The organism is Streptomyces mutabilis (genome assembly GCF_014649815.1).
Classification (GTDB): Bacteria; Actinomycetota; Actinomycetes; order Streptomycetales; family Streptomycetaceae; genus Streptomyces; species Streptomyces mutabilis.
On sequence record NZ_BMTT01000029.1, the window covers coordinates 1 to 25138 of the forward strand.

General features: G+C 71.5%; 26 protein-coding genes. 6 read left to right on the plus strand and 20 right to left on the minus strand.

All coding sequences use genetic code 11. The features are described 5' to 3' along the window. The 5 genes from IE142_RS32105 to metK all read right to left on the minus strand — a co-directional run. Nucleotides 1–234: adenosylhomocysteinase (locus tag IE142_RS32105; RefSeq protein ID WP_191888987.1), on the minus strand; the 234-nt coding region annotated here is incomplete at its 3' end. Then, nucleotides 224–1081, minus strand: a complete 858-nt coding sequence (metF, locus tag IE142_RS32110) for a methylenetetrahydrofolate reductase [NAD(P)H] (protein WP_191888988.1) — start codon at nt 1079–1081, stop codon at nt 224–226. The genes IE142_RS32105 and metF, both read right to left, overlap by 11 nt. Further along, entirely contained in the window at nt 1081–1299 is a 219-nt protein-coding gene (locus tag IE142_RS32115) for a hypothetical protein (RefSeq protein ID WP_043385053.1), read from the minus strand. Before IE142_RS32115 ends, metF begins: the two co-directional genes overlap by 1 nt. After that, on the minus strand, nt 1296–2282 hold the full coding sequence (locus tag IE142_RS32120; RefSeq protein ID WP_191888989.1) for a carbohydrate kinase family protein: 987 nt from the start codon (nt 2280–2282) through the stop codon (nt 1296–1298). Before IE142_RS32120 ends, IE142_RS32115 begins: the two co-directional genes overlap by 4 nt. A gap of 30 nt (nt 2283–2312) precedes the next feature. Continuing rightward, entirely contained in the window at nt 2313–3521 is a 1209-nt protein-coding gene (gene metK, locus IE142_RS32125) for a methionine adenosyltransferase (RefSeq protein WP_191888990.1), read from the minus strand. Between the two features lie 130 nt (nt 3522–3651). On the opposite strand from metK, the gene IE142_RS32130 reads away from it, so the two are divergent. Further along, complete coding sequence (locus IE142_RS32130; protein ID WP_154693846.1) at nt 3652–3798, plus strand: hypothetical protein; 147 nt, start codon at nt 3652–3654, stop codon at nt 3796–3798. 14 nt (nt 3799–3812) lie between these two features. On the opposite strand, the gene IE142_RS32135 is transcribed toward IE142_RS32130, so the two are convergent. The 14 genes from IE142_RS32135 to IE142_RS32200 all read right to left on the minus strand — a co-directional run bounded on the left by IE142_RS32135 (nt 3813) and on the right by IE142_RS32200 (nt 19399). Further along, nucleotides 3813–5261 carry an MFS transporter gene (locus IE142_RS32135; RefSeq protein WP_191888991.1) on the minus strand — a complete coding sequence of 483 codons (1449 nt, stop codon included), beginning with the start codon at nt 5259–5261 and terminating at the stop codon, nt 3813–3815. A gap of 163 nt (nt 5262–5424) precedes the next feature. Continuing rightward, on the minus strand, nt 5425–6390 hold the full coding sequence (locus IE142_RS32140; protein ID WP_229831084.1) for a Gfo/Idh/MocA family protein: 966 nt from the start codon (nt 6388–6390) through the stop codon (nt 5425–5427). Next, nucleotides 6387–7790, minus strand: coding sequence for an NDP-hexose 2,3-dehydratase family protein (locus tag IE142_RS32145; RefSeq protein ID WP_191888992.1), 1404 nt, complete (start codon nt 7788–7790; stop codon nt 6387–6389). Before IE142_RS32145 ends, IE142_RS32140 begins: the two co-directional genes overlap by 4 nt. Further along, entirely contained in the window at nt 7787–9091 is a 1305-nt protein-coding gene (rfbH, locus tag IE142_RS32150) for a lipopolysaccharide biosynthesis protein RfbH (RefSeq protein ID WP_191888993.1), read from the minus strand. The genes IE142_RS32145 and rfbH overlap by 4 nt, the downstream gene beginning before the upstream one ends. After that, nucleotides 9088–10098 carry a dTDP-glucose 4,6-dehydratase gene (rfbB, locus tag IE142_RS32155; RefSeq protein WP_191888994.1) on the minus strand — a complete coding sequence of 337 codons (1011 nt, stop codon included), beginning with the start codon at nt 10096–10098 and terminating at the stop codon, nt 9088–9090. Before rfbB ends, rfbH begins: the two co-directional genes overlap by 4 nt. A 141-nt stretch (nt 10099–10239) precedes the next feature. Next, complete coding sequence (locus tag IE142_RS32160; protein WP_191888995.1) at nt 10240–10575, minus strand: hypothetical protein; 336 nt, start codon at nt 10573–10575, stop codon at nt 10240–10242. 244 nt (nt 10576–10819) lie between these two features. After that, nucleotides 10820–11089 carry an acyl carrier protein gene (locus IE142_RS32165; RefSeq protein ID WP_043385039.1) on the minus strand — a complete coding sequence of 90 codons (270 nt, stop codon included), beginning with the start codon at nt 11087–11089 and terminating at the stop codon, nt 10820–10822. 99 nt (nt 11090–11188) lie between these two features. Continuing rightward, nucleotides 11189–12406, minus strand: coding sequence for a ketosynthase chain-length factor (locus tag IE142_RS32170; RefSeq protein WP_191888996.1), 1218 nt, complete (start codon nt 12404–12406; stop codon nt 11189–11191). Beyond that, nucleotides 12403–13671, minus strand: coding sequence for a beta-ketoacyl-[acyl-carrier-protein] synthase family protein (locus tag IE142_RS32175; protein ID WP_191888997.1), 1269 nt, complete (start codon nt 13669–13671; stop codon nt 12403–12405). Before IE142_RS32175 ends, IE142_RS32170 begins: the two co-directional genes overlap by 4 nt. A gap of 354 nt (nt 13672–14025) precedes the next feature. Beyond that, nucleotides 14026–14943: an MBL fold metallo-hydrolase gene (locus IE142_RS32180; protein ID WP_229831087.1), complete on the minus strand. Its 918-nt coding sequence runs from the start codon at nt 14941–14943 to the stop codon at nt 14026–14028. 46 nt (nt 14944–14989) lie between these two features. Beyond that, nucleotides 14990–15490: a flavin reductase family protein gene (locus IE142_RS32185; protein WP_229831090.1), complete on the minus strand. Its 501-nt coding sequence runs from the start codon at nt 15488–15490 to the stop codon at nt 14990–14992. Nucleotides 15491–15616: 126 nt separating this feature from the next. Next, the gene (locus tag IE142_RS32190) at nt 15617–16879 is read right to left on the minus strand and encodes a ketosynthase chain-length factor (RefSeq protein ID WP_191888998.1); all 1263 of its coding nucleotides are present in this window, start codon (nt 16877–16879) and stop codon (nt 15617–15619) included. Further along, complete coding sequence (locus IE142_RS32195; RefSeq protein ID WP_191888999.1) at nt 16876–18147, minus strand: beta-ketoacyl-[acyl-carrier-protein] synthase family protein; 1272 nt, start codon at nt 18145–18147, stop codon at nt 16876–16878. Before IE142_RS32195 ends, IE142_RS32190 begins: the two co-directional genes overlap by 4 nt. An 85-nt stretch (nt 18148–18232) precedes the next feature. Further along, complete coding sequence (locus IE142_RS32200) at nt 18233–19399, minus strand: DegT/DnrJ/EryC1/StrS aminotransferase family protein (RefSeq protein WP_191889000.1); 1167 nt, start codon at nt 19397–19399, stop codon at nt 18233–18235. A gap of 182 nt (nt 19400–19581) precedes the next feature. On the opposite strand from IE142_RS32200, the gene fabG reads away from it, so the two are divergent. The 3 genes from fabG to IE142_RS32215 are packed head-to-tail and all read left to right on the plus strand — an operon-like array spanning nt 19582 to nt 22193. Beyond that, entirely contained in the window at nt 19582–20367 is a 786-nt protein-coding gene (gene fabG, locus IE142_RS32205; RefSeq protein ID WP_191889001.1) for a 3-oxoacyl-ACP reductase FabG, read from the plus strand. Nucleotides 20368–20397: 30 nt separating this feature from the next. Next, nucleotides 20398–21339 carry an aromatase/cyclase gene (locus tag IE142_RS32210; RefSeq protein WP_191889002.1) on the plus strand — a complete coding sequence of 314 codons (942 nt, stop codon included), beginning with the start codon at nt 20398–20400 and terminating at the stop codon, nt 21337–21339. After that, the gene (locus IE142_RS32215; protein ID WP_191889003.1) at nt 21336–22193 is read left to right on the plus strand and encodes an oxidoreductase; all 858 of its coding nucleotides are present in this window, start codon (nt 21336–21338) and stop codon (nt 22191–22193) included. Before IE142_RS32210 ends, IE142_RS32215 begins: the two co-directional genes overlap by 4 nt. A 97-nt stretch (nt 22194–22290) precedes the next feature. Here IE142_RS32215 and rfbA read toward each other — a convergent pair whose 3' ends face one another. After that, entirely contained in the window at nt 22291–23250 is a 960-nt protein-coding gene (gene rfbA, locus IE142_RS32220; protein ID WP_191889004.1) for a glucose-1-phosphate thymidylyltransferase RfbA, read from the minus strand. 280 nt (nt 23251–23530) lie between these two features. Between rfbA and IE142_RS32225 the strand changes: the two genes are divergently transcribed. Together IE142_RS32225 and IE142_RS32230 are read left to right on the plus strand one after the other, a co-directional pair. Further along, entirely contained in the window at nt 23531–24589 is a 1059-nt protein-coding gene (locus tag IE142_RS32225; RefSeq protein ID WP_229831092.1) for an acyl-CoA dehydrogenase family protein, read from the plus strand. 64 nt (nt 24590–24653) lie between these two features. Further along, nucleotides 24654–25124 (plus strand): nuclear transport factor 2 family protein, encoded by a 471-nt coding sequence (locus tag IE142_RS32230; RefSeq protein ID WP_209440695.1) that lies wholly within the window; start codon nt 24654–24656, stop codon nt 25122–25124. Nucleotides 25125–25138 lie beyond the last annotated feature (14 nt).

The window sequence follows — 25138 nt, forward strand, 5'->3', positions numbered from 1 at the left end:
GACCTCGGCGCCCAGGGCGACCAGGGTCTCGATGAGCACGGCGGTCTGCACGGTCATGTGCAGCGAGCCGGTGATCCGGGCACCGGCAAGCGGCTGCGCCCCGGCATACTCCTTGCGGATCGCCATCAGACCGGGCATCTCGTGCTCGGCGAGGGTGATCTCCTTACGGCCGAAGGCGGCCAGGGAAAGGTCGGCGACCCTGAAGTCCGTGAAGTCGCTGCGGTCAGCGGGCACTGAGGCTCCTGATGGTCTGGACGTTGCGGTGGATGTCGAGGGCGGCGGTGGACCGGTTGAGGGTGATGTAGTGCAGCCCGGGGGCGCCCTCGGCCAAGAGCCGCTCGGCCATGGCCGTGGCGTGGTCGACGCCGATGCGGTGTCCGGCGGCCGGGTTGCCGCGCGCCCGCTCCAGACGGTGAGCGAGGTCCTCGGGGAAGGCCGCACCGGAGAGTTCGGCGAAGCGGCGGATCTGGCGGACGTCGGTGGCGGGCATGATCTCGGGGATGATCGGGGTGTCACAGCCCGCGGCGGCGACCCGGTCACGCAACCGGAGGTAGTCCTCGACGTGGAAGAACATCTGGGTGATGGCGTAGTCGGCGCCGGCCCGGCACTTGGCGACGAAGTGCCGGATGTCGCTGTCCCAGTCCGGCGAGCGCGGGTGCCGTTCGGGGAACGCCGCGACGCCGATGGTGAAGTCACCCAGGGAGCGGAGGAGTTCGACCAGTTCCCGGGCGTGGGTGAAGCCGTCGGGGTGGGGCACCCAGGGCCCGTTGGGGTCGCCCGGCGGGTCCCCCCGCAGGGCCAGGACGTCCCGGATGCCGGCGTCGGCATACTGGCCGATGATCCGGCGGAGTTCGGCCACCGAGTGGCCGACGGCGGTGAGGTGGGCGACGGGACGCAGCGTCGTCTCGGCGGCGAGGCGCCGGGTGACGGCGATGGTCCGGTCCCTGGAGGAGCCGCCCGCCCCGTAGGTGACGGACACGAAGTCGGGGCGCAGCGCCTCCACCCGGCGGATCGCCTCCCAGAGGGAGCGCTCGCCCTTCTCCGTCTTCGGCGGGAAGAACTCGAAGGAGAAGGTCGTCATCACCTGGCTCCCGTGTCGAAGCGGCCGGCCTGTGGGTGGTGGACCACGACGGCGTCGGTGGACTGCACCGGCGGCCCGCACATGGCGTGCGCATCCGCCTTGTGCTCCTCGGCCGCCTCCAGGACCGCCGGGAGCATGGTGCCCGTCGCCCGGCCGGCGGCCACCGGCCGGATGGTGCGCGCCTCGCGCGGCGCGGCGACCCGGGCGGTCGTCGTCATCGCACGCCCTCCAGGTGCGGGGCGAGAAACCGGGCCGCGTCGGCGCCGTAGGCACGGGTGAGGTGGCCGAGCAGGGCCTGCCGGTCGGGCTCGTAGGTCTGCGGGCCGATCGCGGCCAGGGACAGCGCCGCCAGCGAGCAGCCGAGGCGGGCGGCCGGGACAGCCGATAGGCCGCGGTCGGTGGCGGCGAGGAAACCGGCGCGAAAGGCATCGCCCACTCCGGTGGGGTCGGCCACGGGGACGTCGGGTACCGCGGGCACGGTCACGTCGAGGCCGTCGGCGGCACGACGGATGCGCGCGCCGCCCGCGCCCAGGGTGGTGACCCAGGCGCCGACCCGGTCCAGCACGTCGGCGTCGCGCCAGCCGGTCCGCTCCTGGAGCAGCGCGGCCTCGTACTCGTTGGTGAACAGCCAGCCGGCGCCGTCCACCAGTTCACGTGCCTCGCCGCCGTCGAGCCGCGCCAGTTGCTGGGAGGGGTCGGCGGCGAAGGGGATGTGCAGCTCGCGGCACTGGCGGGTGTGGCGCAGCATCGCCGCCGGGTCGTTGGGGCCGACGACGACCAGCCCCAGCTCGTCCGGGCGGACCGGCAGCCGGGTCAGGTCGATGTCGCGGGCCTGGGACATGGCGCCCGCGTAGAAGACGGCGATCTGGTTGTTGTCGGCGTCGGTGGTGCACATGAAGCGGGCGGTGTGCCGTTCGGCGGACACCAGGACCCCGCCGGTGTCGACCCCGTGCTCCTTGAGCCACACCTCGTAGTCGGCGAAGTCGCTGCCGACGGCACCGACCAGCAGGGGGTGCAGGCCGAGGCGGGCGAGTCCGTAGGCGATGTTGGCGGCCACGCCTCCCCTGCGTACCTCGAGACGGTCCACCAGGAAGGACAGTGAGACGTGGGCCAGTTGGTCGGGGATCAGCTGGTCCGTGAACCGGCCGGGAAAGACCGTCAGATGGTCGGTGGCGACGGACCCGGTCACCGCGATGCGCACGTGGGCACTCCCTCGAGCTCGGCGGTCGGCTCAGAGCCCGGCCGCGGCCTTGAGCTGGGCGGCGCGGTCGGTGCGCTCCCAGGTGAAGTCGGGCAGTTCGCGGCCGAAGTGGCCGTAGGCGGCGGTTTGGGCGTAGATGGGCCGCAGCAGGTCGAGGTCGCGGATGATAGCGGCCGGGCGCAGGTCGAAGACCTGGTCGATGGCCTGCTCGATGCGTTCCTGGGCGACCTTGCCGGTGCCGAAGGTCTCCACGAACAGGCCGACCGGCTCGGCCTTGCCGATGGCGTAGGCGACCTGGACCTCGCAGCGGGCGGCCAGACCCGCGGCGACGACGTTCTTGGCGACCCAGCGCATCGCGTACGCCGCCGAACGGTCCACCTTGGAGGGGTCCTTGCCGGAGAAGGCGCCGCCGCCGTGCCGGGCCATGCCGCCGTAGGTGTCGATGATGATCTTCCGGCCGGTCAGCCCGGCGTCGCCCATCGGTCCGCCGATCTCGAACCGGCCGGTGGGGTTGACCAGCAGACGGTAGTCGTCCGTCTCCAGCTTGATGCCGTCGCCGGCGAGACCGGCCAGGACGTGCTCGACGACGTGCTCGCGGACGTCCGGGAGCAGCAGGCCCTCCAGGTCGACGTCGCTCGCGTGCTGGGAGGAGACCACGACCGTGTCCAGCCGGACGGCCCGGCTGCCCAGGTACTCGATGGTGACCTGGGTCTTGCCGTCGGGGCGCAGATACGGCACGGTGCCGTCCTTGCGGACCTCGGTGAGCCGCCGGGACAGGCGGTGGGCCAGCTCGATCGGCAGCGGCATCAGCGTCGGGGTCTCGTCGGTGGCGTAGCCGAACATGATGCCCTGGTCGCCGGCGCCCTGCCGGTCCAGCTCGTCCTCGTCGCCCTCGACCCGGGCCTCGTAGGCCGCGTCGACGCCCTGCGCGATGTCCGGTGACTGCGCGCCGATCGAGACCGACACGCCGCAGGAGGCGCCGTCGAAGCCCTTGGCGGAGGAGTCGTAGCCGATGTCCAGGATCGTCTCGCGCACCAGCTGCGCGATCGGCGCGTACGCCTTGGTGGTGACCTCACCGGCGATGTGCACCTGGCCGGTGGTGATCAGGGTCTCGACGGCCACGCGGGAGGACGGGTCCTCGCGCAGCAGGGCGTCGAGGACCGTGTCGCTGATCCGGTCGGCGATCTTGTCGGGGTGGCCCTCGGTAACGGACTCCGAGGTGAACAGGCGACGGGACATGGCACTCCAGATGGTTGCGGCCCACAGCACGAAGGACGTGGGAGACCCGGCAAGGTCACCCGTACCGCAACCACGATGGACAGCCGGGAACGAGAGGCGCTCGAGGGGCGACGGAACAGGAGCGGAGTGGTTGTTCACGACCACCGCCCGGCGCCGCTTGGGCCCTGCTGGGCAGCACTGGGCCGCGGCGGCCGTCGCGCTCACCCGCCCGGACGCGGGGGATGACGACCATGACAACACCGGGCCCGCGCCGGGCGACAAGCCGCGGCCCGGGTGATCCGAGGACAGGCCCTAAGCGGTGCCGGAGGCGGCCGGGTCCGGCCCGCGCAGGCGCCCGGGACCGGCGAGAGCGGCGAGTGCCGCGGCCGCGAGGGCGACGGCCGACATGACGAATGCCGTCGTGTAGCCGGACTCCGCGGGGAATCCGGTGCCCGGGACGGTGCGGGAAGCGACGAGCGACGCGGTGATCTGCGCGCCGAGTGCGCTGCCGATGGTCCGCATGATGGTGTTGATGCCGGTGGCCTCGCCGACCTGCTGGGGGGTCACGGCGCCGACGACGAGGTTGGCCAGGGCGGCGTAGGCGAAGCCCACACCGATACCGAGGACGCCGGAGCCGATGTACATGGCCCCTTCGCTGCCGTGTGCGACGGCATAGACGACGAAGCCCGCCACACCGATCAGGCAGGCGAGCACGAGCGGCAGTTTGAAGCCGACGGCCGCGCCGATGCGGCCGGCCAGGGGGCTGGAGACGAGCATGGTGACGGCGAGCGGCATCATGACGAGCCCGGATTCGGTCACCGAGGAGCCGAATCCGTACCCGGCCTCGGGCGGGGTCTGGGCCAACATCGGGACGAGGGTGAAGGCCCCGTACGTGCCGAATCCGATGACGAGCGCGGCAGCGTGGGAGGTGGCGACGGCGGGGCGGCGCAGCAGATCGATGTCGATCAGCGGTTCGGCCACACGTCGTTCCACGGCCAGGAACAGCGCACCGAGGATCACGGCGGCGGCGAACAGGGCGATGACGACCGGGGAGCCCCAGCCCCAGGCCTGACCCTGGCTGATGGGGAGCAGCAGGGCGACGACGGCGCCGCTCAGCAGGAGGGCTCCGGCCCAGTCGATCCGTCCGGGCGTGCGGCTGGGTGACTCCTTGATGAACGCGATGACCGAGGCGAGGCCCAGCAGGGACACGCCGAGTCCGAGCCAGAAGATCCAGTGCCAGCTCAGGGCGTCCACGAGCGGGCCGGGCAGGACGAGTCCGATGCCGAAGCCGATGCCGAAGGTGGAGCTGATCAGGCCGAGGGCGACGGGCACCTTGCCGGGCGGGAACTGGTCGCGGACGATCCCGAAGGCAAGCGGGAAGGCGGCGGAGCCGACACCTTGTACGGCGCGGGCGGTGATCAGCAGCGCGAGGGAGTTCGACATGGCACACAGCAGGGTGCCGAGGGCGAACACGGTAAGGGTGATGATCAGGACGCGGCGTTTGCCGAACATGTCACCGGCCCGGCCGAGCAGGGGGGTGGCGACGGTGGCCGTGAGCAGGAACGAGCTGAGCACCCACGAGATGCCGGTAGTGCCGGCGCCGAAATCGCGTTGCAGGTCCGGAAGCGTGGGGACGACCATGGTCTGCATCAGCGAGAACGACAGGACGGCGAGCAGCAGGGCGGTGAAGGGGGCCGTGATGCCGGGGGTGTCGGTCGCTGAGGGAGCCGGCGGGCGGCCCGGGGTGGTGGTGTCGGTCATGGCTGGTTCCTTCGGCGTCTGGACGGAGCGGTCCTGGGGCCGGCCCTCTGGCATGGGCACCGGTCGCGCCGGGCCCGCGCCTCGAAATGATCACGCGGGCGGGTGGATTCCGGCTCGAGCGGCGCTCGCGCCGCATCGGCCCGGACGCGCCGCCCCGGTGTCCTCACAGTCGCACGGCCTGGTGGCGGATGGTCTGGAGCAGGTCCGCCTGGTGCAGTGAGGCTGGGTCGGTGGTGCTGTGGGTGCGAACGGCGTGGGCGAATGCCGCGAGGGTGTTGGTCACTTGGTCATCGGCCTCGAGGGGGAGGTACTCCGTCATGGTGGCACGTTCGAGACGGACCTGAGGCCGGTGGTCGGCGGGCGGGGTGAAGGCCCGGTCGACCGTGATGCGCCCTTCGCTGCCCCACAGTTCGTACGTGGAGCGGTATCCGTGGTCGAGGCCGAAGGCGAGCTGGGCCGTGACGCGCCGCGGGCTGTGCAGCAGCGCGGTGCCGGCGATGTCGACCGCGTGGTCCGGGTCGGAGGTGAGGGTGGCTCCGGTGACCCGGAGGTCCCCTCCGAGGAAGTACAGGGCAGCCCTCACCGGGTAGACACCGGTGTCCCACAGGGCCCCGCCGCCGAGGTCGGCACGCAGCCGGATGTTGCCGGGCGGAAGCCGGGGGACGGCGAACGTCGCCCGCAGGGAGTGGAGCCGGCCGATCGCGCCTTGTTCGACCAGCTCGCGGACCGTGCGGTGCTGGGCGTGGTGGACGAACATGACGTTCTCCATCAGCACCAGTCCGTGCCGGGCGGCGAGGCGGGCGAGTGCCCGGGTGCGTTCCGCGTCCAGGGTGAGGGGCTTTTCGGCGAGGACGTGTTTGCCCGCGTGCAGGGCCCGCTCGGTCCACTGTTCGTGCAGGGCCGCGGGCAGCGGGATGTAGACGGCGTCGATGTCGTCCCGGGCGAGGAGCACGTGGTAGCCGTGGACGGGACGGCAGCCGAAGGGCCGGGCGGTCTCGCGTGCCGTGGCCGCGCTGCGGCTGGCGACGGCGGCCGGCTCCACGTCCGGACTGCCGGCCATCGCGGGCAGCATGCGGCGCCGTGCGATGTCGGCGCAGCCGAGGACGCCGATGCGCAACGGCCGGGTCACAGCCGCACCGCGTTCGTGGTCAGGCAGGACAGCAGGGTGCGGGCCTGGACGTTGAGGTAGTGGTTGTGGCGCAGCAGGGCGGACAGTTGGCCGGGGGTTGCCCAGCGGTAGCCTTCGGGCGCGCTGTCGTCGGTGGCCTGTACGAACAGGTAGCGGCTCTCGGCGTTGAGGAACCGGCCGCCTTCCTCGGAGTGGACGGCTTGGTACCGGATGCGTGCGGGGTCGGCGGTCATGACGTCGTCGAGGAAGGCGGGCCGCTCCTCGGCGGGCAGGTGCGCGTAGTTGGCGGGGGTGTACTGCACGGTGGGGCCGAGTTCGATGGTGTCCGCGAAGCCGGCCTCGAGGCGGGCGTGGACGAGCAGGTGGGGGACTCCCGCGAACGTCCGGGTGAGGAAGGCGGTGACGCCGAGACCGCGCGGGGCGAACAGCGGCTGCGTCCAGTGGGCCACCTCGCGGCTTGCCGCCCCGACGGAGACCGCCACGACGTCGAAGTAGCGGCCGCTCTCGTGGACGATGGAGTCCTCGCGGTACTCCCAGCCCGGCAGCCCGGCGAGCGGGACGCGCTCGGCCCGCAGGTCGTGCCGGGCGCGCTGGGCAGTGATCCAGGAGAGCAGTTCGGTGTCGCTGTGCAGGGCGGTGGTCTGGGTGTCGGGGATGGGAGCACAGGCCAGGACGGTGCGGGCGTCCATGTTGACCACGTTGTCCAAGCGCAGCAGTTCGCCGATCTGGCCGAGGGTCAGCCAGCGGAAGTCGTCGTGTTCGGGGACGTGACCGACGGCTTCGACGAGCATGTTGCGGTTGCTCTTGCGGTAGAACCAGGAGCCGTGCTCGGACTGGAGCACGTCGGCGAGGACACGGCCGCGGGCGGGGTCGGTGAAGTACTCCAGGTAGCGCACTTTCGTGCCGCGGTGGGCCTGGGTGTAGTTGCTGCGGGTGGCCTGCACGGTGGGCGAGAGCTGGAGGAGGTTGCGGTTCCCGGGTTCCATCTTCGCTTGCAGCAGAAAGTGCAGGACGCCGTCGATCTCCTTGACGAGGATGCCGAGGATGCCGACTTCCGGCTGTTTGATGATGGGCTGGTGCCACTGCTGGTGCCTGTGGCGCGGTGTGGTGACGCGCAGGCCCTCGACGCTGAAGAACCGGCCGCTGTCGTGGACGAGGTTGCCGGTTCCCTCCTGGAAGGACCAGTTGTCCATGGCGGCGAAGGGGATGCGGTCGACCCGGAAGGCGTGGGCTCTGAGGCGTGCTTCGAGCCAGGCGGGCACGTCACCGGTGGACAGGTCGGAGCCGGTGGTGGTGGCCGAGCGGGCGATGCGGTGGGCGGTGGCGGCGTCGTGACGCGGCTGGGTACGGGGCCGTTCCGTCGTCCGGTGCGCCGGGCCAAAGGCAGTGGGCAGGATCATGTGTGGGCTCCCACGAACTCCCTGACCGACTGGACCACGTAGTCGAGCATCTCATCGGTCAGGGCCGGATACACGCCGATCCAGAAGGTCTGTTCGGTGACGATGTCGCTGTTGGTGAGGTCGCCGGCCACGCGGTGCGTCTGGTTGAGGTAGGCGGGGTGCCGCGTGAGGTTCCCTGCGAACAGACGCCGGGTGCCGATCCTGCGGTTTTCCAGGAAGTCGACGAGCGCGGCTCGGGTGAAGGGCGCCTCGGTGTCGACGGTCAGGGCGAAACCGAACCAGCTGGGGTCGCTGCGCTCGGTGGCGCGGGGCAGGATCAGATGCGGCACGCCGTCCAGGCCCTCGCGCAGCCGGTTCCAGTTGTGCCGGCGGGCGGCGCAGAAGTCGTCGAGCTTGTCGAGCTGGGTGAGGCCGAGCGCCGCCTGGATGTCGGTGGCCTTCATGTTGTAGCCGACGTGGGAGAAGATGTACTTGTGGTCGTAGCCCTCGGGGAGGGTTCCCATCTGGTAGGTGAACCGCTTGAGGCACTTGTTGGTCTCACCCGGCTCGCACCAGCAGTCGCGTCCCCAGTCACGCAGGGACTCCACGATCCGGGCGAGTGCGAGGTTGGAGGTCAGGACACAGCCTCCTTCCCCCATGGTCAGGTGGTGCGCCGGGTAGAAGCTGACCGTCGTCAGGTCGCCGAAGGTCCCGGTCAGCCGGCCGTCGTAGGTGGAGCCGACCGCGTCGCAGTTGTCTTCGATCAGGAACAGGCCGTGGTCGTCGGCGAGCTGGGCGATCTCGGCCACCTCGTACGGGTTGCCGAGGGCGTGCGCGATCATGATGGCGCGGGTGCGGGGGCCGATGGCCTGGGCCACCCGGTCGGCGGTCGTGTTGTAGGTCCCCAGCTCGATGTCGACGAAGACCGGGACGAGCCCGTTCTGGATGATGGGGTTGACGGTGGTCGGGAAACCGGCGGCGACCGTGATCACCTCGTCGCCCGGTCGCAGCGCGCGGTCCTCGAGCAGATGCGAGGTGAACGCGGTCATCGCCAACAGGTTCGCGGAGGAACCGGAGTTGGTCAGGTGCGCTTTGCGGTGGCCCAGCTTGCGGGCGAAGCGCGATTCGAAGGTACGCGAGCTCTTGCCGGCGGCGATCCGCATCTCCAGGGCGGCTTCCACCAGCGCCGTCCGGTCGTGCTCGTCGAGGCAGGCGCCCGCGGGCCATATCTCGGTGGTGCCGGGAACGAAGGGGCGGTCGTCCGAGGCGTCCACGTGGAATTTCCGTGTCGCGTCGAGGATCAGTTCCTTGTGGGCCTTCATGCTGTGCTTCCCTTCCGGCGCCGGGCGCCACTGTCGTCGCTCGGGTGCTTGACGGGCTTCCACCAGGCCGGGTTGGCGCGGAACCAGTCGACGGTGGCGGCCAGTCCTTCGTCGAAGGGGATCCTCGGGGCGTACCCGAGTTCCTCACGGATCTTGGTTTCGTCGAGGGAGTAACGCTGGTCGTGGCCCTTGCGGTCGGTGACGCGGTGGATCAGGGAGGGGGCGGCGCCGCACAGGTCGAGGAGGCGTCGGGTGATGTCCAGGTTGGTCAGCTCGTTGCCGCCGCCGACGTTGTAGATCTCGCCCGGGCGGCCCCGGGTGAGGACGAGTTCGATCGCCCGGCAGTGGTCGTCGACGTGCAGCCACTCGCGGACGTTGGTGCCGTCGCCGTACAGCGGTACGGGCAGCCCCTCCAGGAGGTTGGTGGTGAACAGCGGGATGAGCTTTTCGGGGTGCTGGTAGGGGCCGTAGTTGTTGGAGCAGCGGGTGATCGTCACGTCGAGGCCGTGAGTGCGCCAGTAGGCACGGGCGATGAGGTCGGAGGACGCCTTGGAGGCCGCGTAGGGGGAGTTGGGCCGCAGCGGCCACTCCTCGGTCCAGGAGCCCTCGTCGATGGATCCGTAGACCTCGTCGGTGGAGACGTGCACGAAGCGCTGGACGCCTGCGGTGAGGCAGGCGTCCAGCAGGGTCTGGGTGCCGGCCACGTTGGTGCTGACGAAGTCGGCCGCGGAGTGCAGCGACCGGTCGACGTGGGACTCGGCGGCGAAGTGGACGACCGCGTCGTGCCCGGGCAGCAGGTCGTTAAGGAGCGTGCGGTCGCAAATGTCCCCGGTGACGAAGGCGAGGCGGGGGTGGTGGAGCGGGAGGTTGTCGCGGTTGCCCGCGTAGGTGAGTTTGTCCAGGACGGTGACGTCGGTGTGCTCGTGGCCGGCGTATCCCCCGTCGAGCAGGGTGCGGACGAAGTGGGAGCCGATGAATCCGGCGCCACCGGTGACCAGCAGTCTCATCACGTCACCGGGCCCGGGCGCGGGGCGATGCCCCGTACGACAGTGATGTCTTCATGGAGATCTCCTCGTGGCGTGAGGTGGTCAGGCGGTTCGGACGACGCGTGCGCCGGCGGGCGGGGGCGAAGTGGTCGGCGCCGGGTGTCAGCAGCCATGCCCCGGGGAACCGGCGGACGTCGACGGTGGTGGGTGCGGGCCGCGCACCGCGGCCGCTGCGGTGTGCCGCGCCCCGCACGGAATGTCGATCACGGTCCAGCCCGGCGGGTGGCGTCCGGTGTCGGCGCCCAGGCAGTCGGCGGCCGGGGAGCGGCTCAGACCGGTGCCGAGACCTTTGCGACAGGGCTCCTCGCGGGTTCGGATCCGGCCGAACAGGATGCGGCGTTCCTCGCCCGGTGCGGCCTCGGCCAAGTCCGCCCGCTCGTCCGGGTGCAGCGCGCGCGAGCAGGCCTCGACGGTTACCGCACCGGGTGTCCGCTCCACGTCGACACCGAGGGGAACGGGTGCCAGGGCCTTCGGTCTCCGGTACCGGTTGGGCTGTCATCAGGTTTCCCAGGGTGGGAGGGGACGGGGTGCGGGCGGCGACAGCCGTCGCGCCGTCAGGTGCGCGGCGGCTGTCGCGGTCGGCTGGACGGGGGCCGGGGAGGCGCGTCGTGGCGGGGCGCCGGGGTCCGCCTTCACGGCGGGCCGTGGGCGACCGACCCCTTAGGGCACCGCCGGCGGGGCGTCAGGCGCTGGCCATGCGACCCAGTTGTGCATTGACGGCGGCCACGAGGGCGCGGGGCGTGGGATTGTCCGTGAAGATCTCATCGTGGAGCTCGACACCGTATTCCCGCTCGATGCGGCCACCGGTCTCCAGGAGGGCGAGGGATTCGTAGCCGAGCTGTTCGAAGTCGGTGTCCAGGATGTCGCCGTCGAGATCCACGCTCTCGTCCGCGCCCGCGCCGTCCAGGAGGATGCGCTTGAGGTCCTGGAGGGTGAATTCCTGCTGTGACATGTGGGTCCCTTCATCGGTCTGCCGCATCCGGGTTGCGCGGATGCGGGGCTTGGGGGCGTCTGCCGCCGGGTGAGGGAGGCGGCGGACACCGGCATCGGCTCAGTCGACGGCTCGCACGACCATCGCCGAGTTGAATCCGCCGTGCCCGCGGGCGATGACGAGCGCGGTGCGCACCGAAGCCGGGCGCGGATGGGTGGTCACCAGGTCGATGTCGTATTCGGGCGACGGCTCCACATGAACGGTCGGCGGGATCAGGCCCTCGCGGATGGCCAGGGCGGCCATGACCACGTCGACGGGGGCGCCGCCGCCGCAGAGCCGGCCGATCGCCGTCTTCGGCGCGGTCACCGGTACGGCGAAGGCACCGAAGACCGCGATGAGCGCCTCGGCCTCCTCCCGGTCCATGCGTGCAGTGGCCGCGGCATCGGCGAAGACGAGGTCGATCTCCCACGGCCCGAGGGCGGCGTCGGCGAGTGCCAGCTCGATGGCGCGACGCAGCCCCGGTTCCCTGCCGTCACCGGGCCGTGGGTCGAAGGTGGAGGCGTAGCCTGCGATCTCGCAGTAGACGTTGTCGGCACCCCGCTCGATCGCCGCGCGCTCGTCCTCCAGGATCAGCAACGCCCCGCCCTCCCCGGGGACATGGCCGTCGGCGGCACGGTCGAACGGCAGATAGGAGCGCTCCGGGTGCTCTCCGGCGGAGATCTGGCCGGTGGCCAGATGGGCGGCCCAGCCCCAGGAGCACAGTGACGCGTCGACGCCCCCGCTGACGATCAGCCGACTGCCCCGGCGGATCCGCCGGCGCGCCTGGGCGAGCGCGTCGAGGCCGCCCGCCTGGTCGCCGACGAGCACGCCCGCGTGACCGCGCAGTTCGTGGCGAACGGAGATCTGCCCGCTGGTGGCGGCGTGGAACCAGGCGAAGGACTGGTAGACGCTGACGTAGCGGCTGCCCCGCGACCACAGGTTCCGCAACTCGTTCTGGCCGAACTCGATGCCGCCGAACCCTGCGGCGGTGACGACGCCTCCGCCGTACTCGGGGACATCGGCGGGGCGGACTCCGGCGTCCTCGAAGGCGTGCGCGGCCGCCGTCAGCGCGAGCTGGCTCGACCGGTCGGTCTGCCGGACCAGACGGTCCGGCAGATGGTCCCGCGGGTCGAAGTCCCGGATCTCGCCCGCGAGTCGGCTGGGGTACGGCGAAGGGTCGAAGCGGGTGATGCGGCCGATGGCGTTCTTTCCCGCGCGCGTGGCCGCCCAGGAGTCCGCCACCCCGATCCCGTGCGGGGTGGCCATGCCGACACCGGTGATCAGGGTCCTGGCCTTCATGCCGCGCTCCCGTCCGGACGGGACAGCACCATGGCGCTCTGGAGGCCGCCGAATCCGCTGGCGACGGTGAGCACCGTGTCGGTGCGGTGTTCGCGCGCGGTGATCGGCACGTAGTCCAGGTCGCACTCCGGGTCGGGAGTGTGCAGGTTCGCGGTCGGTGGAACGACGTGGTGGCGCATCGCCAGGACCGAGGCGGCGATCTCCAGGGAGCCGACCGAACCCAGGGAGTGCCCGACCATGGACTTGATCGAGCTGATCGGTGTGCGGCGGGCGTGGGCGCCGAGTCCGCGTTTGAGGGCGGCGGTCTCGTGGCGGTCGTTCTGTCGGGTGCCGGAGCCGTGGGCGCTGACGTAGTCGACGTCCTCGGGGCTGGTGTGCGCCTCGTCGAGCGCCGCGGTGATCGCCTCGGCCAGCTCGCGTCCGTCGGGACGCAGCCCGGTCATGTGGAAGCCGTTGCTGCGGGTGGCGTGCCCGGCGATCTCGGCGTAGATCCGGGCGCCTCGGTCACGTGCGCCGGTGAGCTCCTCCAGGACGAAGACCGCGGCCCCCTCTCCGAGCACGAATCCGTCACGGTCGGCGTCGAAGGGGCGGGAGGCGGCCCGGGGCTCGTCGTTGCGGGTGCTGGTCGCCTTGATCGCGTCGAACGAGGCGAGCGTGATCGGTGAGATCGGCGCGTCCGTGGCACCGGTGATCATCACGTCCGCCGTGCCGTCCCGGATCAGGTCGGCCGCGTGGGCGACCGCGTCGAGCCCCGACGTGCAGCCCGTCGACACGACGGTGGCGGGGCCCTCGGCACCGGTCGCCCAGGCCACCTCGACGGCGAACGAGCTCGGCACGCACTGCCGGTACAGATGCCTGGAGGCGTAGGCGTGGTCCACCAGATCGAGTCGTCCGTCGTCGCTGACCACGCGGTACTCGCTGTCGAGGCGGCGGACGGCACCGGCTCCGCTTCCGATGCTCACGCCCGTGCGGTGCGGATCGAACGCGACGGTGGCGAGTCCGCTGTCCGCAATGGCCTCACGCGCGCCCACCACGGCGAACTGGGCGGCGCGGTCCATGCGCTGGATCTCCTGCGGAGTCAGGCCGTGCCCGGCCGGATCGAAGTCGATCTCGGCTGCCACCCGGGAGCGGAAGGAGCCGGCGTCGAAGAGGGTGATGCGCCGGGTCGCGGTGCGGCCTTCGGTCAGCAGGTCCCAGAAGTTCTGAACACCGGTACCGCCCGGCGCGAGGACGCCGACGCCGGTGATCACTGCCCGTCGGTTCACTGGTGGCCTCTCCTGGTGTCGGTGGCGCGCGGCCCGAGGGCCCCTTTGCGGCCAGGTCCGGGGTACTGGCACAGCGCGGCTCAGGACAGAGCGGCGGAAGCACCTACGAGCCTCTCCGCCCGGCGGGCGCGCATCAAGGAGCTCTTGGTCAGGCGGAAGTGAGATTCGGTCAGGGCTTCTCAGAATTCATCGGAGCAGGTGAGAGAAACTACAGAGAAGGTGCAGCGAGGCGGGGAAGGGGCGGCGCGGGCGGCCGGGGATCCTGGCGTTCCGCGGTGCGGAGGAGCCCGTACGTGAAGAGTCCCCCGGCCCGTCAGGGCCGGGGGACTCGGGTGATCGCGGTGCGCAGGGCACTCAGGCACAGCAGACGGGCAGCCCGCCGTTGAAGGTGACCATCTCGGAGAAGAGTTCGCCGATGTCGAGCGGGTGGCCGGGGGGCGCGCCGGACGCCTCCGCGTAGGCGCGGTGCAGATTGGGCACGAGACGTTCGCTGTCGAGGAGTCCGGCGAATTCCCCCAGGTCCGCCTCGCGCGCCGCCTGCAGCGGGGTGAGTCCTGCGGCGATGCCCTCGGTGGCCAGGTACTGGACGTGGCGCAGATAGCGCTCGGTGGCGTCCAGGAGTTCCGGGCCGCCCACCGGGCCGTGCCCGGCGACGACGGTCCGCGGCGCGAGGGCGCGCAGTTCCGCGATGGCGGTGAGCGAACCGGCGACGGACCCGGTGAGGCAGAACGGCGTGGCGCCCGACATCACGATGTCTCCGGTGAACAGGACACGCTCCGCGGGCAGCCACGCGACGGTGTCGTTGGTGGTGTGGGCGATCCCTGGGTGCAGGAGTTCGACGCGGGTCTCGCCCAGGTGCAGCGTGAGCGTCTTTCGGAAGGTGAGGCTGGGCAGTCGCACCGTGACGCCACCCCACTGGACGTCGGGCCACAGACCGGTCAGATGGAGACCTGCCAGGTCCATCTCCGCCCGGGTCGCCTCCTGCGCGACGATCACCGCTTCATCGGCGAAGACGCTGTTGCCGAACGTGTGGTCGCCGTGGGGATGGGTGTTGACGACGTAGCCGGGGGCTCGGGGCGAGACCGTGGCGACCGCGTCCTTCAGGGCCAGTGCGCGGTCACGGGTGGCGGCGGTGTCGATGAGCGCCGGCCGGGCGCCGGCCGTGATGAGACCGGCGTTGTTCAGGCACCAGCCGCCGTCCGGCTGGACGTACGCGTACACATGCTCGGCGACCTGTTGCAGATACGCGCCGAAGCGGGGTTTGGGTGTCACTTCCGTCTCCCAGGGCAGGGCAGCGCCCGGCGGCTCGGCCGCGCGGTCAACTGGCCGGGGTGAGTGCGCAGCTCTCGGGCCGCGTGAAGTCTCGGTTGTAGTAGACGAGCGGCTCCGACCCGCCGGTGAACACCGCGTCGACCCGGCCGACCAGGATGCTGTGGTCGCCGCCGTCCAGGACCTCGTGCAGCGTGCAGGCCAGGCGGGCGGCGGCGGTGCTCAGTCCGGGCAGGCCGTACTCGCACGGCTCCATGGAACCGTCGGCGAACTTGTCGTGGCCGGAGCGGGCGAAGTGACGCGCGACTGCGGACTGGTTCACGGACAGGACGTTGATCAGGAAGCGGTCCGCCGCGACGAACGCTTTGTGGCAGGAGGCGGTCTTGGCCGGGCAGACCAGGACCAGGGGCGGGTCGAGGGACAGCGAACTGAACGAGCTCGCGGTGAATCCCCAGCGACGGCCGGTGCCGTCCATGGTGGTCACCACGGTGACCGGACTGGGGACATGGGCCATGGTGCGGGCGAACTCCGCGGGGTCGATGGCGGACAACGGTCCTCCTGGATCTCCAGACAGCGGTGCAGCTCCCGGTCGAGTGCCCGTGGCCGCGCGGTGCCGGCCACGGGCTGGGGTGGTGCGGTGGACGGCCGGGGGGCTGCCCCGGTCCGGAGGCACTGGTCACGGCGACGCGCGGACCACCATGGCCGAGTTGAAGCCGCCGCGGCCGCGGGCGAGGACGAGGGCAGTGCGCAGGCCCGGTGCCGGGCGGGTGCTGGTCACCAGGTCGACGGGGCAGTCCGCCGCGGTCTGCCGGACGTTGACGGTGGGCGGGATGGCCTGGTCGCGCAGGGCGAGGCAGGCCGCGGCCAGGTCGAGGGAGGCGGCACCCGCGGCGAGGCGTCCGGTCATCGTCTTGGGTGCGGTGACGGGCACGCCGCGTTCACCGAACAGACCGGTGAGGGCCTCGGCCTCCTCCCGGTCGGCGGTGCGCCGCCCGGCCGCGTCGGCGAACACCACGTCGACGTCGGCGGCGTCCAGGCCGGCGTCCCGCAGGGCGAGTTCGGCGGCGGCACCCAGCCGTGCGCCGCCCGGTGTGCCGGGTGGCGCGTCGAAGGTGGCCGCGTATCCGGTGACCGAGCCATAGGTACGGGCACCGCGGCCGGCGGCTCGCGCCGCGTCCTCCAGAACGAGCAGAGCACCGCCCTCGCCGACGACGTGGCCGTCGGCGTCGGCGGAGAACGGCAGGTAGGCACGGGCCGGGTCCGCGCTGGTGCTCAGCTCTCCGCCGGCCAGATGCGCCGCCCACCCCCAGGGGCAGATGGAGGAGTCCACTCCCCCGGTGACCAGGAGCCCGACGCCCTTGCGCAGCTGCCGCCGGGCCTGGGCCACGGCGTCCAGGCCCCCCGCCTGTTCGGTGACGAGCACGCCGCTGGGGCCCCGCAGCCCGTTCTTGATGGAGATCTGGCCGGTGTTGACGGCGTAGAACCAGGCGAAGGACTGGTACGCGCTGACGTACTGGCCCCCCTTGCTCCACAGCGCCTGCAGCTCCCGCTGGCCGAACTCGAAGCCGCCCGCGGAACCGGCGGTGATGACGCCGGCGGCGTAGTCGGGGAGTCGTTCGGTGTCCACGGCGGCGTCGCCGAGCGCCTCGTCGGCGGCGACCAGGGCGAGCCGCGTCATGTGGTCGGTCTGCGGCAGCAGCCGGCTCGGCAGGTGCTCGGTGGCGTCGAAGTCCGGTACCTCTCCGGCGAGGCGGGCCGGGTAGGAAGCGGCGTCGAAGCGCGACAGCGGCCGGATGCCGCTCTCGCCCCGCAGGACGGCCGACCACCACTTCTCGGTGCCCAGGCCGTTGGGCGCGGCCACACCGATGCCGGTGACGACCGGTGCGCCGGTGTCCGCCTCGGTGGCGCCGGTGGGCTTGCGCAGGGTTTCGGTGCTCATGCTGCCGCTCCCAGGTGTGGGCGGGTGAGGACCATGGCGCTCTGGAAGCCGCCGAACCCACTGCCCACGCTGAGCACGGTGTCGGTACGGTGTTCACGCGCCGTCAGCGGCGTGTAGTCCAGGTCGCAGGCCGGGTCGGACTGGTGCAGATTCGCGGTGGGCGGCACGGTGTTGTGCTCGATCGCGAGGGCGCTGGCGGCCACTTCCAGGGCGCCGATGGCTCCGAGGGAGTGCCCGATCATCGATTTGATGGAGCTGACGGGGACCACGTAGGCGTGGGCGCCGAGGCTGCGCTTGAAGGCCGCGGTCTCGTGCCGGTCGTTCTGCTTGGTGCCCGAGCCGTGAGCGTTGACGTAGTCGACGGCGGACGCGTCGAGCCGTGCCTCGTCGAGGGCGACCCTGATGGCCTCGGCCATCTCGACCCCGTCGGGGCGCAGGCCGGTCATGTGGTAGGCGTTGCACCGGCTGGCGAACCCGGCTACCTCCGCGTAGACGTGAGCGCCGCGGTGGCGAGCGCTCTGCAGCTCCTCCAGGATCAGGACGGCCGATCCCTCGCCGAGCACGAAGCCGTTGCGGGTGGCGTCGAAGGGCCGTGAGGCCGTCTCGGGCTCCTCGTTGCGCGGTGACGTGGCCTTGATGGCGTCGAAGCAGGCGACGGTGATCGGGGAGATGGGGGCCTCGGTGGCGCCCGCGATCATCACGTCCGCGCTGCCTTCGCGGATGAGTTCCACCGCGTGGCCGACGGAGTCCAGGCCGGAGGTGCAGCCGGTGGAGACCATGGCGACCGGCCCCTGGGCGCGCTGGCGCCGGGCCACCTCCACCGCCATGGAGCTGGGCACGAAGTAGTCGAAGAGGTGAGGGACGGCGAGGGTGTGGTCGACGTTCCAGCCGCTGCCGCCGCGGCTGACGACGTTGTACTCGATGTCGAGCCCCATGGTGCAGCCGACGGCGCTGCCCAGGGTGACACCGGTGCGCGTGGGATCGAGCTCGGCCATGTTCAGCCCGCTGTCGCCCATGGCCTCGGCGGCAGCGGTGACGGCGAACTGGGCGGCGCGGTCCAGACGGTCGGCCTCTTCGGGACTGAAGCCGTGCCGCAGCGGGTCGAAGTCGGCCTCGGCCGCGATGCGGGAGCGGAATCCGGAGGCGTCGAAGAGGCTGATGCCACGGGTGGCAGTGGTACCGGAAGTGAGCAGGGACCAGAATTCCTTGGTCCCCACTCCTCCGGGCGCGACGACGCCGATCCCGGTGATGACGACGCGACGGGTCATGGGGTGTCCTTCATGGGGGTCAGTCCTCCTGCGATGCTCTCGGCACGCCGCCGGCGCGGTGGTGCCGCGGACGCGGGCCGGGTCGTCATGCGGCCGGCGCTCCGGCGGTGGCGGCGGCCGTCCGGGCCGCCACGGCCCGTCGCAGCGCTGTGGCGACCGTGCGCACGTCGGTGTCGCTCAGGCCCGGGTGCAGCGGCAGGCACAGGGTGCGGTCGGCGGCCCAGTCGGATCCCGGCAGCGTGATGTCCGGTGAGCCGTAGGCGGCGACCTTGTGCAGCGGGGCGTAGCGGAACGTCGTGTAGATGCCGGCGCGGTACAGGTCACCGGCCACGTCGTCCCGGATTTGCGGGTCCATCTGGACCCAGTAGAAGTAGTGCGTGGACTCGTGGCCCGCGGGCAGGGCGGGCGGGGTCAGCAGGCCGGGGACGTCGGTGAGTTCCCGGTCGTACTGGGCGACGATCTGCCGGCGCCGGCCCACCAGCTCGGGGAGCCTGCGCAGCTGCACGGCGCCGATGGCCGCGGTCAGGTCGTTGCCGATGACGCGCCGGCCGGGTTCCGGCACCTCCAGTTCCCACCAGCGGGCGGAGACCTTGGCGTAGCCGAAGCCGCTGGGCTGGGCGAGCCCGTGATAGGCCAGGCGTCGTACGCGGGCGGCCTGCTGCGGGTCCTTGACGTAGATCATGCCGCCGTCCCCGGTCACCAGGACCTTCATCGCGTCGAAGCTCCACATGGCGAGGTCCCCGAAGGTGCCGACGGCCCGGCCGTGCACCCGGGAGGCGACGGAGCAGGCGGCGTCCTCGATGAGGGTGATGCCGCGTTCGCGGCAGTGGTCGGCGATGCGGACGGTGTCTCCGGGGTAGCCGCCGTAGTGCAGGACGACGACGGCCTTGGTGCGCTCGGTCAGCACCCGCTCGACGTCCTCGAGGGTGGGGTTCAGGGTGCGCCGGTCGACGTCGCAGAAGACCGGCCGCGCTCCGGTGGTGACCACCGCGTTCGCTGCGGCGAGGAAGCTCAGCGAGGGCAGCACTACCTCGTCGCCGGCCTTTAGGGCGAGCGACTCCATGGCGAGGAACAGGCCCGCGGTCCCGGAGTTGATGAAGACGACATGCTCCGGGCCGACGCCGAGGTGCTCGGCGAACGCCGCCTCGAAGGCCTTCGTACGGGGGCCGTGGCCGAGCCAACGGTCCTGGAAGACTCCGGCAACTGCGTCGAGTTCTTCATCCCCGACCTGGGGCTGGAAGAGATTGATCATAGCCGCCTCTCACGTCCTGATGACACCCCCGAGCCTGGAAAGCCCCGCTCGACCCGGAATCGAAGACCGGTGGTGTTCCGGCCGGAGCGGGTCGTCCCGAGGAGGCTTCGAGCGCCTTTCCAGGGGCGGCCCCGAGCCTCCCTGTACGCACGTCACCCGCCGAGGTCGAGGAGATGGATGTCATGACGGATCAGGGCAAGCGGGTCGCTGTGGTCACCGGCGCCACCAGCGGGATCGGGCTGGCGGTGGCCCGTCGGCTCGCCGCGTCGGACCACCGGGTGTACATCGGTGCACGCAGTGCCGACCAGGTCGCCGCGACCGTCAAGGATCTCCAGGCCGAGGGCTGGGAGGTGGACGGAGCCGTCCTCGACGTGCGCTCCGCGGAGCAGGTCCGGGCGTGGATCCAGGGTGCCGTGGACCGCTTCGGCGGAGTCGACGTGGTCGTCAACAACGCCGGCCGGTCCGGTGGCGGAGTGACCGCCGACATCGACGACGAGCTGTGGCACGACGTCATCGACACCAATCTCCACAGCGTCTTCCGCGTCACACGCGAGGCGCTGACCACGGGCGGCATGCGCCACAAGTCGTGGGGCCGGATCATCAACATCGCGTCCACCGCGGGCAAGCAGGGTGTCGTCCTGGGCGCGCCGTACTCGGCGTCCAAGCACGGCGTCGTGGGGTTCACCAAGGCGCTGGGCAACGAGCTCGCACCGACCGGTATCACCGTCAACGCCGTGTGCCCCGGCTATGTGGAGACCCCCATGGCCCAGCGGGTGCGTGCGGGTTACGCGGCCGCCTACGACACTTCGGAGGCGGCCATCCTGGAGAAGTTCCAGGCCAAGATCCCCCTCGGCCGCTACTCCACTCCGGAGGAGGTCGCGGGCCTGGTCGGCTATCTGGCCTCCGACACCGCCGCGTCCATCACCTCGCAGGCCCTGAACGTCTGCGGCGGCCTCGGCAACTTCTGATCCCATCGACCGCTCGGAGGAGTACCCACCATGACGATCCGTGAGGTGGAGCACGAGATCACCGTCCAGGCCCCGGCCACTGCCGTGTACCGGCTGATCGCCGAGGTGGAGAACTGGCCGCGGATCTTCCCGCCCACCATCTATGTCGACCATTCCCCCCAGGGACCGGGCGAGGAGGTCATCCGGATCTGGGCCACCGCCAACAGTGAGGCCAAGACCTGGACGTCGCGCCGGACGCTGGACCCGGAGGCGCTGCGGATCACCTTCCGGCAGGAGGTGTCCGCTCCCCCGGTCGCGGCGATGGGTGGCGCCTGGGTCATCGAACCGGTCTCCGACACCTCCAGCCGGGTACGGCTGCTGCACGACTACCGCGCCGTCGACGACGATCCGAAGGGCCTGGAGTGGATCGACGAGGCCGTCGACCGCAATTCCCGCTCCGAGCTGGCGGCCCTCCGCAAGAACGTCGAACTCGCCTATGCCTCGGACGACCTGACGTTCTCCTTCGAGGACACCGTGCAGATCGCCGGGTCCGCGAAGGACGTCTACGACTTCGTCGACCAGGCCGGCCTGTGGTCCGAGCGGCTGCCCCACGTGGCCACCGTCCGTCTGACCGAGGACACCCCGGGGCTGCAGGAACTGGAGATGGACACCCGTGCCAAGGACGGCTCGGTGCACACGACGAAGTCGTACCGGGTGACGTTCCCGCACCGGAAGATCGCCTACAAGCAGACCACGCTGCCGGCGTTGATGACGCTGCACACCGGCTACTGGACGTTCACGGAGAACGAGGCGGGAGTCGCCGCCTCCTCGCAGCACACCGTCACGATCAACACCGACAACATCGCGGCGGTCCTCGGGCCGGACGCCACCGTCGGGGACGCCAAGGAGTACGTGCGGACCGCGTTGAGCACCAACAGCCGGGCCACGCTCGGCCACGCCAAGGACCACGCCGAGCAGCGAGCCGGCCGGTGAGCCCCCGGGAGCCGCGGACCTGGTTCGTCACCGGAGCCTCCCGGGGACTGGGCCGCGCCGTCACCGAGGCCGTCCTGGACGCCGGCGACACCGTCGTGGCCACGGCACGCCGTGCGGAGACACTGGACGGCCTGGTCGAGACCCACGGTGAGCGGGTCGTGCCGCTGCCCCTCGATGTCACGGACCGCGCTGCGGTCTTCGCCACGGTGGCCGAGGCCGTCGAGCGGACGGGCCGCATCGACGTGGTCCTCAACAACGCCGGCTACGGGCTGTCCGGCGCGGTGGAGGAGGTGACCGAGCAGCAGGTCCGCGACCAGTTCGAGGTGAACGTCTTCGGCATGCTGTGGGTCACCCAGGCCGTGCTGCCGGTGCTGCGCCGGCAGGGCAGCGGCCATCTGCTGCAGATGTCCAGCATCGCGGGTGTCACCACCTACCCGAACCTCGGCCTGTACTGCGCGAGCAAATGGGCCCTCGAAGCCGTCGGCGAGACTGTGGCGCAGGAGGTCGAGGCGTTCGGTGTCCGCGTCACACTGGTCGAGGCCGGCGAGTTCCGCACCGACTGGAGCGCGGACAGCATGGTGCGGGCCACCCCCATGAGCGACTACGACGAGGTGCTGGCCAAGCGCCGCCACGGGATGTCCGGCGCCTACGCGCATCTCCAGCCCGGTGACCCGCGCCGGGCGGGCGAGGCACTGCTGGAGCTGGTCGACGCCGACGAGCCGCCGCTGCGCCTCCTGCTGGGCAACGGCGCGGCCGACCTGGCGCCGCGGGTGCTGCGGCGTCGCCTTGCCGAATGGCGTGCCTGGGACCGCCTGTCGCGGACCACCGATTCTCCCCCGCGGGACGCCTCGTGACCACGGACGCCTCGGCCGCCCCCGCGTCCCCTGCCGCCGTGCGGCAGGGGACGCGGACACCACGTCCGCGCCCCTGAAGGACCGGCCTCGCCGGCGGTCAGGCCTTGAGACCCACGGCGGCGCCGATTCCGCGGCGCGGGCCGTGTTCCGCTCCGATCGACCCTCCGCGTTCCTCGGGTCCCGCTCCGCGCAGCGACTCGGCGACGTCCATGACGTAGCGGCCGTACCCGGAGTGGCCGAGCCGTTCGCCGAGCCGGTAGCACTCCTGGGGGCTGATGAACCCCTTGCGCAGGGCCACTTCCTCGACGCAGGCGATCCTCAGCCCTTGGCGGCGCTCCAGGGCCTGGATGTAGGTCCCCGCCTCGAGCAGCGAGTCATGCGTGCCGGTGTCCAGCCAGGTGAAACCCCGGCCCAGATCCACCAGGTGGGCTTTGCCGCGGGCCAGGTAGTGCCGGTTGACGTCGGTGATCTCCAGTTCGCCGCGCGGCGAGGGGCGCAGTTCCCGGGCGATGGAGACGATGTCGTTGTCGTAGAAGTACAGGCCGGTGATCGCACGGTTGGAGCGCGGCCTGGCGGGCTTCTCCTCCAGCGAGACGAGCCGGCCCCGGTCGTCGGCCTCGCCGACCCCGTACCGCTCCGGGTCCCGCACGGGATAGCCGAACAGCAGGGCGCCGTCGGTGTGCGGCACGTGCTCCTGGAGCAGCAGCGAGAAGCCCGGCCCGTGGAAGATGTTGTCGCCCAGGATCAGCGCGACCGACTCGTCGCCGATGTGGCCGGCGCCGATGGTGAACGCCTCCGCCAGACCGCGTGGGGCGAGCTGCTCGGCATAGGAGAGGCTGATGCCGAGCGAGCTGCCGTCACCGAGCACGGCCCGGTACTGCGGCAGGTCCCGTGGTGACGAGATGACGAGGATGTCGCGGATGCCGGCCAGCATCAGCACCGACAGCGGGTAATAGATCATGGGCTTGTCGTAGACGGGGAGCAGCTGCTTGGACACCCCCAGGGTGATGGGGTGCAGCCGGGTGCCGTTGCCCCCGGCCAGGATGATGCCTTTCAACGGATCCTCACCTCACGTCGTCGTCGGCCGCAGGCCGTCACGAGCACCTGGCGCACCGAGCATGGGCGGCTCCGGTCGAAGGCGGGTCGTGACCGCGCGGAACACCCCTCCACGACGTCGAGCCGGCTTCCAGCGGGTCTGGATCCGCCGCATCCACAGTCGGGGCAACTGCCCACCCCTTCTGCGGCACCGCTGCGACGAGCGAGGAAAGTGGTTGCTGATGACAAGCTGGCCGACTACCGGTACGGATCTGCGGGTTCGGGCGCGGGAGCTTGCAACGGTGGCCGCGCACCATGCCGACAGGGCTGACGCCGAACGCCTGCTGCCGGCCGCCGTGGCCGAGGGGATCCGCGACGCGGGGTTCGCACGGCACTTCGTCCCCGCCCGCTGGGGTGGCCGGGCCGGCTCGGCCGGCGAACTCCTGGAGTCCGTCTCCGTTCTCGCGGAGGGCTGCACCTCGGCGGGCTGGTGCGCCTCGGTGATCGCCGGCGCCGGCCGCATGGGTGCCTTCCTGCCCGAACAGGCTCAGCAGGAGCTGTGGGCGAAGGGCGCGGACACCACCGTCGTGGGTGCGCTGATACCGCGCGGCAGCGCCACCGCGGTGAAGGGCGGCTGGCGGGTGACCGGCGAGTGGAGCTTCACCAGTGCCGTGGACTTCTCCGACTGGGCGTTGGTGTGCGCGCTGGTGCCGCAGGACGGTGAGCGGGTGCCCTGGTTCTTCGCCCTGCCGCGCGAGGACTACCGGGTGGCCGACACCTGGACGTCGACCGGCATGCGCGGGACGGGCAGCAACACGCTGCTCGCCGACAACGTGTTCGTCCCGGCGCACCGCGGCTTCCCGCGGCACGACATGATCACGGGCCGCAGCGTCGGCTCGAACGCCCGCTGTCACACGGCGCCGCTGCGGCTGCTGAGCGGCCTGCTCTTCGGCGCGCCCGCCCTGGGGGCGGCCCGGGCCGCCCTGCGCGCGTGGGCGGACTCCGCGCCCGGCACGGCCGACGACGGTGCGGGGGCGCTCGCGACGCTGGCCCGCGCGACGGCCGCGGTGGACAGCGCCGCACTGCTGCTGGAGCGGGCCGCCCGGGTGGCGGACGAGCCCGAGGCCGGGCCCCTGGAACTGGTGCGCTCTCCGGCGGACTGCGCGTACGCCGTGCAGCTGCTGGTGGACGTGGTCGAGACGCTGCTGCGGGCCTCGGGCAGCACGGGCCAGCTCGCCGGTCACCCGCTGCAGCGCGTCTGGCGGGACGTGCACAGCCTCGCCAGTCATGTGGCGCTCCGCTTCGAGCCCGTCGGCCGTGCCTACGGGCGCCACCTCCTGGACAGTCCCGGTGCCTTGTGAGCCCCGCGGACCACGACGACGTACCGACGCCGGTCAGCCGGCGACTCGAGGAAAGGCGGTTCGCGTGAGCGACTCGACCCCCGACACCCACGGCACGGTGCAGGACGCGACTGTCCCCGCCGAACTGTACGTGCAGGTACAGCAGTTCTACGCCCGCCAGATGGGCCTGCTCGACGACGGGCGGCCCGATGACTGGGCCGGCACCTTCACCGAGGACGCCGTGTTCCAGGAGGCCAGCCGGCTCGACGAGCCGCTGCGCGGCAGGGAGGCGATCCGTGCCTCGTCGCGGGCGCGCCAGAAGCGGCTCGACGAGCAGAAGATCGACTTCCGGCACTGGCTCGGCATGCTGGACGTCTCCCGGAACGACGACGGCTCGCTGCGCACCCGTGCGTACGCGCTGGCCATGCGCACGCCGCGCGGCGGCGCGCTCGACATCTTCGCCAGCGTGGTCTGTCACGACCACCTGGTTCCTGTGAACGGCAGCTGGCAGGTCCGCCACCGCGATCTGCACCACGACGGCTCCGGCCGTGACTGACCCTGCTGAGGAGC

Excerpts from the sequence above, each read along its gene's own strand:
- metF (WP_191888988.1), bottom strand. The coding sequence starts at position 1,081 with ATGACGACCTTCTCCTTCGAGTTCTTCCCGCCGAAGACGGAGAAGGGC.
- IE142_RS32115 (WP_043385053.1), bottom strand. The coding sequence starts at position 1,299 with ATGACGACGACCGCCCGGGTCGCCGCGCCGCGCGAGGCGCGCACCATC.
- metK (WP_191888990.1), bottom strand. The coding sequence starts at position 3,521 with ATGTCCCGTCGCCTGTTCACCTCGGAGTCCGTTACCGAGGGCCACCCC.
- IE142_RS32135 (WP_191888991.1), bottom strand. The coding sequence starts at position 5,261 with ATGACCGACACCACCACCCCGGGCCGCCCGCCGGCTCCCTCAGCGACC.
- IE142_RS32145 (WP_191888992.1), bottom strand. The coding sequence starts at position 7,790 with ATGATCCTGCCCACTGCCTTTGGCCCGGCGCACCGGACGACGGAACGG.
- rfbH (WP_191888993.1), bottom strand. The coding sequence starts at position 9,091 with ATGAAGGCCCACAAGGAACTGATCCTCGACGCGACACGGAAATTCCAC.
- rfbB (WP_191888994.1), bottom strand. The coding sequence starts at position 10,098 with ATGAGACTGCTGGTCACCGGTGGCGCCGGATTCATCGGCTCCCACTTC.
- IE142_RS32165 (WP_043385039.1), bottom strand. The coding sequence starts at position 11,089 with ATGTCACAGCAGGAATTCACCCTCCAGGACCTCAAGCGCATCCTCCTG.
- IE142_RS32170 (WP_191888996.1), bottom strand. The coding sequence starts at position 12,406 with ATGAAGGCCAGGACCCTGATCACCGGTGTCGGCATGGCCACCCCGCAC.
- IE142_RS32190 (WP_191888998.1), bottom strand. The coding sequence starts at position 16,879 with ATGAGCACCGAAACCCTGCGCAAGCCCACCGGCGCCACCGAGGCGGAC.
- IE142_RS32195 (WP_191888999.1), bottom strand. The coding sequence starts at position 18,147 with ATGACCCGTCGCGTCGTCATCACCGGGATCGGCGTCGTCGCGCCCGGA.
- IE142_RS32200 (WP_191889000.1), bottom strand. The coding sequence starts at position 19,399 with ATGATCAATCTCTTCCAGCCCCAGGTCGGGGATGAAGAACTCGACGCA.
- fabG (WP_191889001.1), top strand. The coding sequence starts at position 19,582 with ATGACGGATCAGGGCAAGCGGGTCGCTGTGGTCACCGGCGCCACCAGC.
- IE142_RS32210 (WP_191889002.1), top strand. The coding sequence starts at position 20,398 with ATGACGATCCGTGAGGTGGAGCACGAGATCACCGTCCAGGCCCCGGCC.